This is a genomic window from Frankia sp. ACN1ag (assembly GCF_001414035.1).
In the GTDB taxonomy this organism is placed as follows: domain Bacteria; phylum Actinomycetota; class Actinomycetes; order Frankiales; family Frankiaceae; genus Frankia; species Frankia torreyi.
Genome location: NZ_LJPA01000004.1, coordinates 60,577 through 76,287, shown reverse-complemented (window position 1 = coordinate 76,287; position 15,711 = coordinate 60,577). Strand labels below are relative to the sequence as shown.

General features: G+C 74.5%; 14 protein-coding genes, 2 pseudogenes and 1 riboswitch. Of the genes and pseudogenes, 14 read left to right on the top strand and 2 right to left on the bottom strand.

Annotated elements, in window-relative coordinates:
• Nucleotides 1–941: 941 nt before the first annotated feature.
• The 6 genes and pseudogenes from rplM to glmS form a co-directional block, all read left to right on the top strand.
• Nucleotides 942–1,385, top strand: coding sequence for a 50S ribosomal protein L13 (gene rplM / locus UK82_RS04270; RefSeq protein ID WP_009740497.1), 444 nt, complete (start codon nt 942–944; stop codon nt 1,383–1,385).
• A 93-nt stretch (nt 1,386–1,478) separates the two neighbouring features.
• Nucleotides 1,479–1,886 carry a 30S ribosomal protein S9 gene (gene rpsI, locus UK82_RS04265; RefSeq protein ID WP_044884218.1) on the top strand — a complete coding sequence of 136 codons (408 nt, stop codon included), beginning with the start codon at nt 1,479–1,481 and terminating at the stop codon, nt 1,884–1,886.
• Nucleotides 1,887–2,001: 115 nt separating this feature from the next.
• Nucleotides 2,002–3,229, top strand: a pseudogene (gene glmM, locus UK82_RS04260) (phosphoglucosamine mutase); the annotation flags it as partial.
• Between the two features lies 1 nt (nt 3,230).
• The coding region (locus tag UK82_RS35580; protein WP_236705535.1) for a hypothetical protein at nt 3,231–3,366 on the top strand (136 nt) is incomplete at its 5' end.
• Between the two features lie 103 nt (nt 3,367–3,469).
• Nucleotides 3,470–4,098: pseudogene (locus tag UK82_RS35575) on the top strand (glutamine--fructose-6-phosphate aminotransferase); the annotation flags it as partial.
• A gap of 1 nt (nt 4,099) precedes the next feature.
• Nucleotides 4,100–5,443: glutamine--fructose-6-phosphate transaminase (isomerizing) (glmS, locus tag UK82_RS04255; RefSeq protein WP_236705495.1), on the top strand; the 1,344-nt coding region annotated here is incomplete at its 5' end.
• A gap of 159 nt (nt 5,444–5,602) precedes the next feature.
• On the opposite strand, the gene UK82_RS04250 is transcribed toward glmS, so the two are convergent.
• Nucleotides 5,603–6,178 carry an SWIM zinc finger domain-containing protein gene (locus tag UK82_RS04250; protein ID WP_055406408.1) on the bottom strand — a complete coding sequence of 192 codons (576 nt, stop codon included), beginning with the start codon at nt 6,176–6,178 and terminating at the stop codon, nt 5,603–5,605.
• A gap of 158 nt (nt 6,179–6,336) precedes the next feature.
• Between UK82_RS04250 and UK82_RS04245 the strand changes: the two genes are divergently transcribed.
• From UK82_RS04245 to alr, 4 genes are all read left to right on the top strand, one after another.
• The gene (locus tag UK82_RS04245; protein ID WP_370657179.1) at nt 6,337–7,260 is read left to right on the top strand and encodes a PadR family transcriptional regulator; all 924 of its coding nucleotides are present in this window, start codon (nt 6,337–6,339) and stop codon (nt 7,258–7,260) included.
• Nucleotides 7,261–7,437: 177 nt separating this feature from the next.
• Nucleotides 7,438–7,794 (top strand): holo-ACP synthase, encoded by a 357-nt coding sequence (locus UK82_RS04240; RefSeq protein WP_044884223.1) that lies wholly within the window; start codon nt 7,438–7,440, stop codon nt 7,792–7,794.
• A gap of 116 nt (nt 7,795–7,910) precedes the next feature.
• Nucleotides 7,911–9,584, top strand: coding sequence for a bifunctional ADP-dependent NAD(P)H-hydrate dehydratase/NAD(P)H-hydrate epimerase (locus UK82_RS04235; protein ID WP_055406406.1), 1,674 nt, complete (start codon nt 7,911–7,913; stop codon nt 9,582–9,584).
• 10 nt (nt 9,585–9,594) lie between these two features.
• Nucleotides 9,595–10,749 carry an alanine racemase gene (gene alr / locus UK82_RS04230; protein WP_055406512.1) on the top strand — a complete coding sequence of 385 codons (1,155 nt, stop codon included), beginning with the start codon at nt 9,595–9,597 and terminating at the stop codon, nt 10,747–10,749.
• A gap of 50 nt (nt 10,750–10,799) precedes the next feature.
• Here alr and UK82_RS04225 read toward each other — a convergent pair whose 3' ends face one another.
• On the bottom strand, nt 10,800–11,117 hold the full coding sequence (locus tag UK82_RS04225; protein WP_052680996.1) for a hypothetical protein: 318 nt from the start codon (nt 11,115–11,117) through the stop codon (nt 10,800–10,802).
• Between the two features lie 339 nt (nt 11,118–11,456).
• Nucleotides 11,457–11,542: riboswitch (ZMP/ZTP riboswitch) on the top strand.
• Between the two features lie 27 nt (nt 11,543–11,569).
• Between UK82_RS04225 and glyA the strand changes: the two genes are divergently transcribed.
• The 4 genes from glyA (at nt 11,570) to tsaB (ending at nt 15,540) form a co-directional block, all read left to right on the top strand.
• A complete protein-coding gene (gene glyA / locus UK82_RS04220; protein ID WP_044884303.1) occupies nt 11,570–12,832 on the top strand; it encodes a serine hydroxymethyltransferase in 1,263 nt (420 codons plus the stop codon).
• 138 nt (nt 12,833–12,970) lie between these two features.
• Nucleotides 12,971–14,164, top strand: a complete 1,194-nt coding sequence (locus UK82_RS04215; RefSeq protein ID WP_044884224.1) for an alpha/beta fold hydrolase — start codon at nt 12,971–12,973, stop codon at nt 14,162–14,164.
• 42 nt (nt 14,165–14,206) lie between these two features.
• Nucleotides 14,207–14,701 carry a tRNA (adenosine(37)-N6)-threonylcarbamoyltransferase complex ATPase subunit type 1 TsaE gene (gene tsaE / locus UK82_RS04210; RefSeq protein ID WP_370657178.1) on the top strand — a complete coding sequence of 165 codons (495 nt, stop codon included), beginning with the start codon at nt 14,207–14,209 and terminating at the stop codon, nt 14,699–14,701.
• 74 nt (nt 14,702–14,775) lie between these two features.
• The gene (gene tsaB, locus UK82_RS04205; RefSeq protein WP_044884225.1) at nt 14,776–15,540 is read left to right on the top strand and encodes a tRNA (adenosine(37)-N6)-threonylcarbamoyltransferase complex dimerization subunit type 1 TsaB; all 765 of its coding nucleotides are present in this window, start codon (nt 14,776–14,778) and stop codon (nt 15,538–15,540) included.
• Nucleotides 15,541–15,711: the final 171 nt, after the last annotated feature.

Sequence of the window (15,711 nt, the reverse complement as noted above, 5' to 3'; positions counted from 1 at the left end):
GGCCGCGGTATCCCGAAGTCCTCGGCCTCGGCGGCCGGCCGGGCCGCCGGACGTTCGTGGCGGCCCGGCCACGCCGCCGTGGCAGCGCCCGGGCGCGTCCCTGCCGCGCCGGTGCCGTCCGTCGGGCTGTGTAGCGCGGCCGACCGGTCCGGGTAAGCCGCCATCGGCCGCTCGGACGACGGCCACCCGTACGACGGCTGCTCGTGCGAGGGCTGCTCGTGCGACGGCTGCCCGTGCGAGGGCTGCTCGGACGCTNACGACTCGGGCGTCGAGACCTCGGACGAGGTCGACCCGGCCGGGTCCGGATCTGGGCCGGCGGCGGCGAGGTGGTCGAACGAGAACGCGTAGCTGCGTGGGCCGCCGAACAGGGGATCGTCGCTCGGGGGCGTCCAACCGTCGTAGCTGACGTAGCGACCGCGCAGGTCCTGACTTCCGGCCGACGCCGGACTCGGCAGATCGGCCGCGCCGGTGGGAGCCGCTGCGCCATCCCCCGCGGGTCCGGACGGCCTGCCGGCGGAACCGGTCGGGTCGTCCGACCGGGCGGCGCGGTCCGGTCGGTCGCGCCGCGGAGCGCCCGACTCCGCACGCCTCTCGTGTCCCTCGCCACCCAATTCAGTCATCTCGGCCAGAATAGCTAGCTCGCCAGAGGGTGCCAGCCCGTCTGCGGGCATCCCCGCGCGGGCGCCCCGCCCGCTGTCCGCCCGATACACTGACCAGTCAGCGAGGTTTCGACGGGCCGGGTGGGTCGGGCACGCGTGGTGCGGCTGGCATCCTGCCGGCGATGGCTGGTCGGGCCGCTCGACGGTCCGCTCCGATCGCCTGGTAACCTCAAAGACTGCTGCGCGTGACACGTCCCGTCTGCGCGCTCACCATTCTTGACGAGATCCGCCCGAGGCCCCTCGGAGTTCCAGGCGGGATCGTCCGAACGAGAAGGCAGACCTGTGCGCACGTACCAGCCCAAGCCCGCGGATGTCCAGCGTGTGTGGCACGTCATCGATGCCACCGACGTGGTGCTCGGTCGGCTGGCGACCCAGGCCGCCGCGCTGCTGCGCGGCAAGCACAAGCCGTACTTCGCCCCGCACATCGACACCGGCGACTTCGTCATCGTCGTCAACGCCGGCAAGGTCGCGCTGAGCGGGAACAAGCGTCAGCAGGCCCAGTACCACCGGCACTCGGGCTTCCCGGGCGGTCTGCGCAGCACCTCGTACGGCGAGCTGCTCGACACGCGGCCGCAGATCATCATCGAGAAGGCCATCAAGGGCATGCTGCCGAAGAACAAGCTCGGCCGCGCCCAGGGCACCAAGCTGAAGGTCTACGCGGGGCCGACGCACCCGCACGACGCGCAGCAGCCCACCCCGTTCGAGATCATTCAGGTCGCGCAGTAACCGCTGACCTCCTCCAGCCGGTCAGCGGGCGGTGTTGATCCGCCCCGGGCGCCGGCTACGGGAACCACGCATCAACCGAGGAAGGAACGCGACGTGGCTGTCGTGACCGACGTACAGGGCAACCCCCGCGCCACCGGGCGGCGCAAGGAGGCGGTCGTCCGCGTGCGCCTGCTCCCCGGCAACGGGAAGTGGACGCTCAACGGGCGGACGCTGGAGGAGTACTTCCCGAACAAGGTGCACCAGCAGCTCGTCAACGAGCCGCTGAAGGCGCTGGACAAGGCCGAGTCGTACGACATCGTCGCCCGGCTGCACGGCGGCGGGGTGTCGGGTCAGGCCGGCGCACTTCGGCTCGCTCTCGCCCGCGCGCTGACGCTGGCGGAGGAGGAGTCACGGCCTACTCTCAAGAAGGCCGGCTTCCTGACTCGTGACGCGCGGGTCAAGGAGCGCAAGAAGTACGGGCTGAAGAAGGCCCGCAAGGCTCCGCAGTACAGCAAGCGCTAACCTTGCGTCTCCTCCGTGGACGTGTCCCCGCGGTGGGCGCCTCCACGGAGGGGACGGGTGCCGCCGGTGCGCGCCTCGGTCTCCGCCTGAACCTTCGACTTCATGGGGGACCTCAGTGACGAGGCTCTTCGGTACCGACGGTGTCCGGGGCGTGGCGAACGTCGACCTCACCGCGGAGCAGGCGCTGTCGCTGGCCTCCGCGGCCGTGGAACTGCTGGGCGCGGCGGGCCGATCCGCCGGGTCGGCGCGACCCCGGCCGCTCGTGGTCGTCGGCCGGGACACCCGTCCTTCCGGGGAGTTCCTCGAGGCCGCGGTCGTCGCCGGTCTGGCCGCTTCGGGTGCCGACGTCGCCCGCATCGGTGTCGCTCCGACCCCGGCCGTGGCACACGCGGTCGCCGCCAGCGGCGCGACCTTCGGCGTGATGCTCTCCGCCAGCCACAATCCCATGCCGGACAACGGCATCAAGGTGTTCGCCGCCGGTGGTCTGAAGCTCCCCGACGAGGTCGAGGACGCCATCGAGGGGCGGATGGCACAACCACCCGGCCCCCGACCCGTCGGCGCCGACGTCGGGCGGATCCGGGACGAACCAGGGCTTCTCGACCGCTACGCGGACCACCTGCTCGCCGCCCTTCCGGTGCGGCTCGACGGACTGCGGGTCGTCGTCGACTGCGCCCAGGGCGCGGCTTCTGCGCTCGCACCGCGGGTGCTGCGCGCCGCCGGGGCGGACGTCGTAGCGCTGCACGCCGACGGCGACGGCGCGGCGATCAACGATGGCAGCGGCGTCACCCATCTGGACAGCCTGCGGGCGGCGGTAGTGGAACAGTCCGCCGATGTCGGCATCGCCCACGACGGCGACGCGGACCGCTGCCTCGCCGTGGACGCCGCCGGCGACGTCGTCGACGGCGACCAGATCCTCGCCATCTGCGCGCTCGCCCTGGCCGAGCGCGGCGAACTGGCCGACGACACGGTCGTCGTCACCGTGATGTCGAACCTGGGCTTCCACCACGCGATGCGCGAGGCCGGGATCACCGTCGTGACCACGCCCGTGGGCGACCGGTACGTGGTGGAGGCGATGCGTGCCGGCGGCTACGTGCTCGGCGGCGAGCAGAGCGGGCACGTCGTCTTCCTCGACCATGCCACCACCGGCGACGGGCTGCTGACGGCGCTGCGGCTGCTCGGCCGCGTCGCCGAGACCGGCCAGCCCCTCGGTGAGCTCGCCAAGGCCATGACCCGGTTGCCGCAGGTGCTCGTCAACGTGCACGGTGTCGATCGGACCCGGGTGGGCACCTCACCGGAGCTGCGGGCGGCCGTCGCGGCGGCGGAGGCCGAGCTCGGCGACGGCGNCCGGGTGCTGCTGCGGCCCTCGGGCACCGAGCCGCTGGTCCGCGTCATGGTGGAGGCGGAGACCGACGCCGTCGCGCGGGACACCGCCCAGCGCCTCGCGGCCGTCGTACGCGCCGCGTTGCCGGCCCCTCGCTGAGCCCGGCCGCCCGAACCCGCCGGGGAGGCCACGCCAGGACAACTCGCCAGGTGTACGGCCGGCCACGTCCGCCCGCCCGGGGAACCTGCGTACGCTGAGTCGCATGTGCGGGATCATCGGGTACGTCGGTGACCAGTCGGCCCTGGACGTCGCGTTGAACGGCCTGCGGCGCCTCGAGTACCGCGGCTACGACTCCTCCGGCGTCGCGGTCGTCGGTGCCGGGGCCCTGCGGACGGCGCGGCGGGCCGGCAAGCTCGCCAACCTGGAGAAGCTGCTGTCCGAGGGCTCGGAGGCGGATCCGATGCCCGGGACGACCGGGATGGGGCACACCCGGTGGGCCACCCACGGCGGCCCGACCGACGCCAACGCCCACCCCCACACCGACTGCACCGGCGCGATCGCCGTCATCCACAACGGCATCATCGAGAACTTCGCCGCGCTGCGCGCCGAGCTGGAGGCGATCGGGCACGAGCTCGCGAGCGAGACCGACACCGAGGTCGTCGCTCACCTGCTGGAGGTCGAACTGGGCAACGCCGCCGCCGCGCAGGCAGCGGCGGTCCCGGAGGACGTCACCCCCCGGCCGACCCGCCCCGGCACGGGTCCCGCGCCCGGCCCCGGCGTGCCGGCCGACCGCACCGCCGAGCCGGGAGCGCACCCGCTGACCGTGGCGCTGCAGCGTGTCTGCCGCCGGCTGGAGGGTGCCTTCACCCTCGTCGTGCTGCACCGCGACTTNCCCGAGGTGGTCGTCGGCGCCCGGCGCAACAGCCCGCTGGTCGTCGGGTTGGGGACGGGGGAGGCCTTCCTCGCCAGCGATGTCTCGGCGTTCATCGCCCACACCCGCGAGGCGATGGAGATCGGCCAGGACCAGGTGGTCGAGGCCCGCCGGGACGGCGTCACCGTGACCGACTTCGCCGGGGAGGTCGTCGAGGGGCGCCGGTACCACGTCGACTGGGACGCGGGCGCCGCGGAGAAGGGCGGCTACCCGTACTTCATGCTCAAGGAGATCAACGAGCAGCCGACCGCGCTCGCCGACACCCTGCGGGGTCGGCTGTCCGCGGACGGCGCGATCGTCCTCGACGAGGAGCGGCTGTCCGCCCAGGACTTCCGGGACGTCGACAAGGTCTTCATCGTCGCCTGCGGGACGGCCTACCACGCCGGCCTGATCGCGAAGTACGCCGTCGAGCACTGGACGCGGCTGCCCTGCGAGGTCGAGATGGCCTCGGAGTTCCGCTACCGGGATCCCGTGCTGGACCGCTCCACCCTCGTCATAGCGATCAGCCAGAGCGGCGAGACGCTGGACACGCTCATGGCCGTCAAGCACGCCCGGGAGCAGAAGGCCCGGGTGTTGGCGATCTGCAACACGAACGGGTCGACGATCCCCAGGGAGTCCGACGCGGTGCTGTACACCCGCTGTGGGCCGGAGGTGGGCGTCGCCTCGACCAAGACCTTCCTCGGCCAGGTCGCGGCCTGCCTGCTCGTCGGTCTGTACCTGGCGCAGGTGCGCGGCGTGCTCTACGGCGACGAGGTCGCCGCCTACGTCGAACGGCTGCAACGGATGCCCGACCTGGTGGAGCGGACGCTGGGCCGGCTCGAACCGATCCGCGAGCTCGCCCGTGGCCTGGCCGACGCCAAGGCCGTGCTCTTCCTCGGCCGCCACGTGGGCTACCCGGTGGCGCTGGAGGGGGCCCTCAAGCTCAAGGAACTCGCCTACATGCATGCCGAGGGGTTCCCGGCCGGCGAGCTCAAGCACGGGCCGATCGCGCTCATCGAACCGGGCCTGCCGGTGATCGTCGTCGTGCCCTCACCGCGCGGGCGTGCGCACCTGCACGGCAAGATCGTTTCGAACATCCAGGAGGTCCGGGCGCGTGGCGCGCGGACCATCGTGATCGCCGAGGACGGCGACGTCGCGGTGGAGCCCTACGCCGACCATCTCATTCGCGTGCCGGCAACGTCGTCCTTGTTCGCGCCCCTGGTGACGACCCTGCCGCTACAGGTGTTCGCCTGCGAACTCGCCCTCGCCCGCGGCCTCGACGTCGACCAGCCGCGCAACCTCGCCAAGTCCGTCACGGTCGAATAGGGCCTACCCCCGTGAAGCGCCTTCGGCGCTTCACGGGGACCCCTGGCCTCGGGGTGGCTGCCGGGTTTCCGTCAGATCGCCTTCGGCGATCTTCCTGGGATCGGCGGCGGGGCCTTCGGCGCTTCACGGGGAGCCCTGGCCTCGGGATAGCTGGCAGGGTCAGGAGGAGGGGGCGGCGCCGTGCTGGCGGCCGTGCCAGGCGACGGTGGCCTCCCAGAGGGCGTCGGCGACCGCCTCGTTGTCGTCTGCGGCGTCGAGCAGGGTTTCCACGAGCTCGGCGCGGGGGACGCGGCTGAGGAACACCCGCATCGCGGCGTGCACCGGGTCGTCGGTGAACAGCGAGCCTTCGCCGATGATCCCGCCGTTCTCCTCGTCGTCGGCATCCTCGTCGTCGTCGTCGGCGAGTCCCGCCGAGCCGGTGGCGACCAGGGCGACGGCGACCGCGTGGCGGCAGAACGAGCCGGTCGCCCCCTCGGGGCACGTGCAGCCGGTGCGCGGCCCGTCGTCGGCCGCCTCCAGGCGGACCTCATGCGGCCCGTCGTCGTCGACCGTGCCCGACGCGTTGGTGGGCCGGATGCGGAGCTGCTCGACACGGCCGAGCAGGGCCAGGTTCACCCCTTCGATGAACACGTCGGTACCCGCGCGCTGTGCGCAGGCACGTTCCTCGAAGGCTGCTTCGAGCGGGGTGACGGCGTCCCCGCCGTGCCCGTTCTCTCCGGACACAGAAATGATCACTGTTCAATCCTACGGAATGCGAGCGCGGATCGTACCGGCCAGGTCCCTGGCATCGCCAAGGCTGTCTTGTCGGACGTAGCATCGCGATATATCGTGAGCGTACGCAATGGCGAATGGATGACTTCCGTTGGTCTTCCATGGAGATGAAGGGAAAGATCGTGACATCACAGGCGATTCCAGGCCCCTGGGGGCCCTGGGGTAAGTGGGGGCGCGCGGCGGGATTCGATCCCGCGCGGCTGTCGGAGTTCTTCGAGACGGTGGCCGGTTGGGCGGAGCGCGAGGCCGGCGGTTGCGGGCCGAGGGAGTCGGCGGCTCACGACCGCACCAGCCGCACGGCGCGGGGCGGACACGGCGGCGGGCGGCATGAGCACGGCGGGCCCGGTGAGGGCCGGCCGCGCGGGCGCCGCGGCGGTGGTCCGGGCTGGCCGCCCTTCGGCGGCTTCCCCGGTCCCGGGTTCGGGCCGGGGTTCGGCCCGGGCTTCGGTGGTCCGGGCGGCTTCGGCCGTGGGCCGCGGGTGGGTCGCGGCGACGTCCGCGAGGCGTTGCTGGCCCTGCTCGCCGAGCAGCCCATGCACGGCTACCAGATGATCCGCGAGCTGGCCGAGCGCAGCGGCGGCACCTGGCGGCCGAGCCCCGGCTCGGTCTACCCGGTGCTGTCCCTGCTCGCCGACGAGGGGCTCGTGCGCGCGGAGGAGGCGGAGGGCAAGCGGGTCTTCCACCTCACCGACGCAGGGCGGGCCCACGTCGAGTCCCGGGTGGGGCAGCGCAAGCCGTGGGAGACCGCCGCGGCCAGCGCCGACGACGAGCTGGCCAGCCTGCGCTCCCTGGCCTTCGCGGTGGGTGCCGCGGTGGTCCAGGTCGCCCAGGCCGGGGACGACGCGCAGATCGCCGCCGCCCGGTCCCTGCTCACCGAGACCCGCCGCAGCCTCTACCGCATCCTCGCCGGCGACGAGGGCGAGCCGGCGACCGCGGAGGGCGCCGACACCGCGGAGCAGACCGACACCGCCGGGAAGGACGCCACCGGCAAGGACGGTGACGGGAAGGCCGACGGCTCCGCGCCGGGCTGGGATGCGAAGTCCTGACCCCGGGGCGGGTCCCGCCGGGCCCGCGGGCCCGGATCCGCCGGCGTGCCACCCCTTCGGGCGGGGCGAGGCCCTGATCCGAGGGGGTGCGCCCGCCCGCGGCGCGATCGGCGCGTCGGGACGAGGCGGGTGCATGGTCCGCCGTGGGCCGCAGCGCCGGTATGGGACGCTTGCCCGATGGCGGTGGTCGGTGTCGGCGTCGACGTGGTGGACGTCGACCGTTTCGCCGCGACGCTGTCCCGGACGCCGGGGATCGCGATGCGCCTGTTCACCCCGGCGGAGCGCGGTCTGGCCCGACCGGAGCGGCTGGCCGCCCGGTTCGCGGCGAAGGAGGCCGTGGCGAAGGTGCTCGGGGCACCCCCCGGGTTGGAATGGCACGACGCGGAGGTCGTCCTGGGCGCGGGTGGGCGGCCGTCGCTGCGGATCCGCGGCACCGTGGCCGCCGCGGCGGCGCGGCTCGACATCGCCTCCTGGCACCTGTCTCTCACCCACGACGGCGGCGTAGCCGTCGCGATGGTCGTCGCCGAGAGCTGATCGCCGGCCGCCCGCCGGCCACCCGGTGTCCGCTGGTCGAACGCCGCCGCTGCGGCGACCCCGGCGTCACGGGGCTCCTGCAGCATCGGCCGCTCGGCGCGGGGCAGCATGGCGGCATGCGGAACGCGCACACGGTCAGCCAGATCCGGGACGCCGAGGCGGGGCTGCTCGCCTGCCTGCCGCCCGGTGCCCTCATGCAACGCGCGGTGTACGGCTTGGTCGCCCATGTCGCCCGCCGCCTCGACCGCGTCCACGGCGCCCGGATCGTCGTGCTCGCCGGGGGCGGTGACAACGGCGGTGACGCCCTGTGGGCCGGCGCACGTCTGGCCGCGCGAGGCGCCCGGGTCGACGCGATCGCACCCGGCCGCACCCACCCGGAGGGCAGCGCCGCCCTGCTCGCTGCCGGCGGCAGACTGCACGGCCCCGCCCCGGAGCTCGACGACGAGACGCTGCGCGGGCTGTTCGGCCGGGCCGAGCTTGTCCTGGACGGGTTGCTCGGCATCGGTGGACGCGGCGGTCTGCGGGCGGACCATGCCCGGCTGGCAGCCCTCGCGCCGCCCGAGCGCACCGTGGCCGTCGACGTTCCCAGCGGCGTCGACGCGGACACCGGCGCCGTCGCCGGACCCGCCGTGCGGGCCAGTGCCACCGTCACGTTCGGCACGTACAAGCGCGGCCTGTGGCTGATGCCGGGCGCGGCCCACACCGGGCGTGTGGAGCTGGTTGACATCGGGCTGGCGCTGCCCGAACCCGACCTGCGGGCGCTCGACGACGCCGACGTCGCCGCGATGTTCCCGGTGCCGGGCCCGGAATCGTCCAAGTACCGCCGAGGGGTCCTCGGCCTCGTCGCGGGCAGCGACGCCTATCCGGGTGCCGCCGTGCTCGCCGTCGGCGGCGCGCTGCGCGGTGGCGCCGGCTACCTGCGGGTCGTGACCGAGGGCCACGCCGTGCCGGAGCGCGACCCGCTGCGCGAGGGCGCCTCTCCGCACGAGGGCGCCTCTCCGCACGAGGGCGACGCGGTGCGGGAGGGCGACGCCGGCGCGGCCGCCGGCGGTTCCGGGACGCCGGTCGCCAGTCGGGCGGGGGATTTCGTCCGGCTGGCGCATCCCGAGGCGGTGGTGACCGCCATCCGGGCCGGGGACCGCGCGGCCATGCTCGCCGTCGGCCGGGTCCAGGCCTGGGCGATCGGCCCGGGCCTGGACCCGGGGCCGGCGGTCCGGGAGCTGGTGGCCGGACTGCTCGGCACCGACCTGCCGGTCGTGGTCGACGCGGGCGCCCTCGACCCGCTGGCGGAGATCCTCACCGCCGATCCCGCGGCGCTGCGCGCCCGGGACGCACCGGTTCTCCTCACCCCGCACGAAGGCGAGTTCGGCCGGCTCACCGCCGCCGCCCTGGGCTGGGATCCCGACCGCACGACGGAGGACCTTGCCGCCGACCGCCTCGCCACCGTCCGGCGGGCCGCCGCGGCGACGGGTGCGGTGATCCTGCTCAAGGGCACCCGCACCCTGATCGTCGAACCGGCCGGGGCGGCCTGGGTGAACACGACCGGTTCCGGGTGGCTGGGTACCGCCGGCACGGGGGACGTCCTGACCGGGCTGATCGGCTCGCTGCTCGCCGCCGGGCTGCCCGCCGCCGGTGCCGGGGCGGTCGGCGCGTACCTGCACGGGCGCGCCGCCGAGCGGGCCGCCGTGCCGCTCGCCGCCGGCGACCTGCCCGACCTGCTGCCTCGGGTCATCTCCGACCTGCTGGCATCGCCGGGTCGGGGGCTCCCGGGTGGTGGTCACGGCGGGTAGCGTGACCGCCATGAGCGTGCAGGGGACCGAGGCATCGGCCAGCAGCGAACCCCGGACGTATGCCGCCGTCGAGCTCGACGCGGTCCGCGACTCGGTGGCCGCCCTCGCGGCCCGCGCGGGCGACGCCGCCACCATGGCCGTCGTGAAGGCCGACGGGTACGGCCACGGCATGATTCCCTGCGCTCGGGCCGCGCTGGACGCCGGGGCGAGCTGGCTTGGCACGGCCGTCCTCGAGGAGGCGCTCGCGCTGCGCGCGGCCGGGATCACCGCGCCGGTGCTGTGCTGGCTCGCCACGCCCGGTGAGCGTTTCGCCGAGGCGATCGCGGCCGGCATCGACGTGTCGGCGTCCGCAGCCTGGACCCTCGCGGAGATCGCCGCGGCGGCGCGGCAGGCAGGCCGGCCAGCCCGGGTGCACCTCAAGGCGGACACCGGCCTCGGCCGGGCGGGGGCGATGCCCGGCGACTGGCCGGGGTTGTGCGACCTGGCTGCGGCGCTGCAGGCCGAGGGCCTGATCGAGGCGTTCGGGGTGTGGAGCCACTTCGCGTTCGCCGACGCCCCCGGGCATGCGACGGTGCAGGCCCAGATCGGTGCGTTCCGGGACGCTGTCGACATCGCCGAGAAGGCCGGGCTGGCGCCGACCGTGCGGCACCTCGCGAACTCCGCGGCGACCCTGGTCAGCCCCGAGGCCCATTTCGACCTGGTGCGGCCCGGGGTGTCCGTCTACGGGCTCTCCCCGGGCCCGGAGGTCGGCCCGCCCGCGCAGTTCGGCCTGCGGCCGGCGATGTCGCTGGTCAGCCACGCCGCGCTGGTCAAGCGGGTGCCGGCCGGCACGGGGGTGTCCTACGCCCACCGCTACACCACGGCGCGGGAGACGACGCTCGCCCTGGTACCGCTGGGCTACGCCGACGGCATCCCCCGGGCCGCCACGAACATCGGAGAGGTGCTGTTCGGTGGCCGCCGGCGGCGCATCGCCGGCACCGTCTGCATGGACCAGTTCGTCCTCGACGTCGGGGACGACGAGGTGGCCGCGGGCGACGAGGTGCGGCTGTTCGGCCCGGGCGACCGCGGCGAGCCGACCGCGGACGACTGGGCCGCAGCGCTGGGCACCATCAACTACGAGATCGTCACCCGGATCGGCCAGCGCGTCCCGCGCGTCTACGTCTAGCCCGCGCCTCTACGTCTGGCCCGCGCGACCGCAGTGCCGGCCCCGCGGGGTCAGCCGCAGCCGCCGGAGGAGCAGCCGCCGCCGCTGGGGGCGCTGCCGCCGAGCGCGCCGCGCTCGATCCGGCGGCGCACCGGACGGGCGGCTGCCTCGGCGGCCTCCCGCTCGGCCTGCTCGATCCTGGAACGGGTCGTCAGCGTCAGCATGACCGGGCCGGGGGCGGCCGGCGCCGCCGCGGCGGGCTCCAGCTCCAGCTCCGCCTCCGGTTCGGACTCCTCGACCATCCCGAGCGCGGCGGCCCGCTCCGGGCCGGTCAGGCCGCGACCGGCGTTCACCGGGATGTCCCTGCTCCTGCGCCACGCCAGCTTCACGATTCCCGCCTCCGCAACGAAACATCCACCGCCCCGGCCGGGCGTCCCGGCCTCGTTCCACGGTAAGGGACACCGCCCGGCTCGGCCCGGCCTGGCGGCCCGGATGTGACCCGGCAGTGCTGTCGGCCAGCCGACCGACCGGACCCCGGGGCACGACGTGACGGGCGCCGTACCGATCTGCGTCAGATCGCCTCCGGCGGTCCTCCCGCGGCGCGCTCTACTGCGTAGGCAGAGGGTTCGGCGTCCGATTCGTCCCTCGGGATACGCGGTGAAGGGGGGCGGTCGGCGGCCGGTGAGGTCGGCCTTGNCGGGGTCCGGGCCGACCGGTGGCTAGACTTGGACGGGAGTCGCGACTGGCGCACAGAGGTGGAACTGACCACCGGGGAGCGATGAGCGGGTCGGTGCCGTGCGCCTGGGTGCCTCCGGCCGGACGAGACCTGCCGGAGGTCGTCATGCACAATCCCCCGCTTCCCGAACTCACCGTCGCCGATCCCGAGCTCGCCGGGCTGGTCGAGGCCGAGGCCGCCCGCCAGCACGCGTCGATCAGGCTGATCGCCTCGGAGAACTACGTCTCCACCGCGGTGCTGGAGGCGTCTGGATCCGTCCTGACCAACAAGTACTCCGAGGGGTACGTCGGCCGGCGGTACTACGAGGGTCAGCAGGTCGTCGACCCGATCGAGACGCTGGCCGTCGACCGGGCCAAGGCGCTGTTCGGCGTCGAGCACGCCAACGTCCAGCCGTATTCCGGCTCGCCGGCGAACCTGGCCGTCTACCTCGCCTTCGCCCAGCCCGGGGACACGGTCATGGGGCTGTCGCTGCCGATGGGCGGCCACCTGACGCACGGTTGGAGCGTGTCGGCGACCGGCAAGTGGTTCCGCAGCGTCCGCTACGGCCTGCGTGCGGACACCGGCCGGATCGATCTGGACGAGGTGCGGGACCTCGCCCGCGCCGAGCGACCGAAGATCATCTTCTGTGGTGGGACGGCGATCCCGCGGACGATCGACTTCCCGGCCTTCGCCGAGATCGCGCGCGAGGTGGGGGCGGTGCTCGTCGCCGACATCGCGCACATCGCCGGGCTGATCGCCGGCGGTGCCCACCCCTCCCCGGTCGGCCACGCTCCGGTGATCTCGACCACCACGCACAAGACGCTGCGCGGCCCGCGCGGGGCCATGCTGCTCACCGACGCCGAGCACGCCACGGCGATCGACAAGGCGGTGTTCCCCGGCCTGCAGGGCGGCCCGCACAACCACACCACGGCGGCCATCGCGGTCGCCCTGCGGGAGGCCTCGACGCCTGCGTTCCGCGACTACGCCCACGCGGTCGTGGCGAACGCCCGCGCCCTCGCCGAGGCGCTGGTGGAGCGCGGGTTCGACCTCGTCACCGGCGGCACCGACAACCACCTCATCCTGATCGACCTCACCGGCAAGGACATCGGCGGAAAGCCGGCGGCGAAGGCGCTCGACGCGGCGGGGATCGAGCTGAACTACAACGCGGTGCCCTTCGACAAGCGCAAGCCGTTCGACCCGTCCGGCATCCGGCTCGGCACCGCCGCGATCACCACCCGCGGCCTGACTCCGGCGCACATGCCGGTGCTCGCCGGCTGGATCGACGACGTCGTCAAGGCCGCCGGCGCCGGCGACACCGCGACGATCGGTCGGGTCCGGGAGCAGGTCACCGAGCTGGTCAGCGGCTTCCCGATGCCCGGTTTCGCCTGATCGTCGCGACGCCCCACGCGCGACCACGCCCCGACCCGCCGGGGCCGGAGCGTGGTTACGCGTGCGTCACGTGACGCCTGCTCCTGGCGCCCCCGCGGTGCATCATCGGTTCAGGGCAGCCCGGAGGAGGGAGCACCGATGGTGAGGACCGTGAGCCCGTTCGCGGGTTCCCGGGCGGCGCGCGCCGCCACGGGATCGGTCGGTGTGGTCGGCGCGGCCGTCGCGGCCGGCCTGGTCGCGCAGCGGCGGGCGATCCACCGCCGCCGCAACCGGCCGGACGCGCCGCCGGAGCCGGAGCTGAGGCCGATCGGCGGCCGGGTCGCCACGGTGATCGCGGCCGACGGCGTGCCGCTGCACGTCGAGGAGACCGGTCCGCCGGACGCGCCGCTGACACTGGTGTTCGTCCACGGGTTCTGCGTGTCCGCCGAGTGCTGGACGCTGCAGCACCGGGCCCTCGCGGACCTCGGGCGAATGGTCTTCTTCGACCAGCGCGCGCACGGGCGCTCCGGGCCGTCCGAGGTCGGCAGCTGCACCATCGACGTGCTCGCCGACGACCTCTACCAGGTGATCCGCGACCGGGTGCCCAGCGGGCCGATCATCCTCGTCGGCCACTCGATGGGGGGTATGGCGGTCCTGGGGCTGGCCGATGCCCATCCCGAGCTCTTCGGCGACCAGATCATCGGGGTGGCGCTGCTGTCGACCAGCGCGTCGGAGCTGGCCCAGGTGACCCTCGGGCTGCCCGCCCTGGCGACGGCGGTGGTGCGTCGGGTGCTGCCCGGCATCGCCGTCGGCATGCGGCACACCTCGGGCCTGCTGGAGCGGGTTCGCGGGCGGGGCAGCGACCTGTCGTGGGAGGTGACCCGCCGGATCGGGTTCGGCGCCACCGATCTGCCGCCGGTGGTGGTCACGTTCCTCGAGACGATGGTCTCGGACACCTCGGTCGCGGTGATCGCCGCGTTCCTGCCCACCCTGCTCGACAACGATCGGCTGGCCGCCGCCGCCCGCCTGGCGGGGATCCCCACCGTGCTCGTCGTCGGCGACGCCGACCTGATCACCCCGGTGGCCCACAGCCGGACGATCGCCGAGATCCTGCCCGACGCGGAGCTGGTCGTCGAGGAGGACGCCGGCCACGCCATCATGTTGGAGCGGCCCGAGGCGGTGAACGCCGCGATCCGCAGGCTGGTGCAGCGGTCACTCGCCGAGGTCTCGCTGCCGCTGCCGCGGTCGCGGACGGGACTCCCGCCCGCCCCGGTCGGCGCCGCCGCGGACGGTGCCCCGTCGGCCGAACGGGCGGCGGTCGCGGACCGCGACGCCGGCGGGACGGCCGCCTGACCGGTCCCGGCGGGCCCAGGCAGGCGAGGAGGNGAGGAGGNGATGGGCGTGAACGCCGCACGGCAACGTGACGTGGTCGTCGTGCCCACGGCGGACCGGATGCGGGACTTCGGCGCCCGGCTGAGCGCGTTGCTGCGCCCCGGCGACCTGCTCGTGCTCTCCGGCCCGCTCGGCGCGGGCAAGACGGTCCTCACCCAGGGCATCGCCGCGGGGCTCGGCGTGCGGGAGACGGTCACCTCGCCGACGTTCGTGCTCGCGCGGATCTATCCGGACGGCCGGATCCCGCTCGTGCACGTCGATGCCTACCGGCTCGGCGGGGTGACCGAGGTCGACGACCTCGACCTCGACGCCGACGCCGACACCTCGGTGACCGTCGTCGAGTGGGGCGCGGGGCTGGTCGAGGGGCTCGCCCAGGACCATCTCGAGCTCGTGCTCACCCGGCCCACCGCCGACGAGGCCGGCGAGACCAGGACGGTCCGCCTCGTCGCCACCGGTCCGAGCTGGGCGCGGCGGCTGCGCGATCTCGCCCCGGACTGAGCGCATCGCCTGCGCCGGGCCGCGGTGGGGTGGGTACTCGTCGTGGCTGATGCGGCGGTCCGTAGTCTGGACGAGTGCTGGTGCTGGCCCTCGACACATCCACGGCCGCGTGCGCGGTGGCGCTCGCCGAGCTGACCGCATCCGATCCCGCGCGGCAGGTGAGCGCGGCGGCCGGTGATCCCGCCGGCCCCGGCGTGCACGTCTGGCCCCGGGGGAGCGTGGTCACCGTCGACGCTCGCCGCCACGGGGAGCTGCTCGCGCCGTCGATGCGGGCGGTCCTCGACGAGGCGGGCGCGCGCCCGACGGACCTCGCGGCCGTCGTCGTGGGAGCCGGTCCCGGGCCCTTCACCAGCCTGCGGGTCGGCATGGTGACCGCCGCGGCCTTCGCGGACGCGCTGGACATCCCCGTGCACGGCGTCTGCTCACTCGATGGCATCGGCGCGGCCACGGCCGGCTCGGTCGGCGTGGTCACCGACGCGCGGCGCCGCGAGGTCTACTGGGCCCGCTACGTCGGCGGGGTGCGGGTGGGCGATCCCGCCGTGGGGCGTCCGGCGCAGGTCGCTCAGATGTTGCGGGAGCTCGGCGTCGACGCCGTCACCGGCCCCGGCCGGGCGCTGTACCCGGAGCCGTTCGCCGGGTTCGCCACCACCGACGACGCGGCCGGGGCTGACGGGGCGGGCGCGGACACGCCGGCGGGCGGGTACCCACGCCCGGAGCTGCTCGTCGGTCTCGCCGGGGCGGACCTGCTGGCCGGTCGCGACCCGAGCGTCCTGGCTCCGCTCTACCTGCGGCGGCCGGACGCGACCGAACCGCACGCGCCGAAGCCGGTCAGGGTGTGACGCGGCGGCCACCGCATCCCGACGGCGTGGCGCCGAGCGCCGCCACGCCGATCGAACCGGACTGGAACCGTGTGCAGGACCGGGCCGAGGAGCAGGTCCGGGACCGCGAACAGATCCGGAACCGCGAACAGGAACAGGAGCTGGGGCAGGAACAGGAGCTGGGGCAGGATC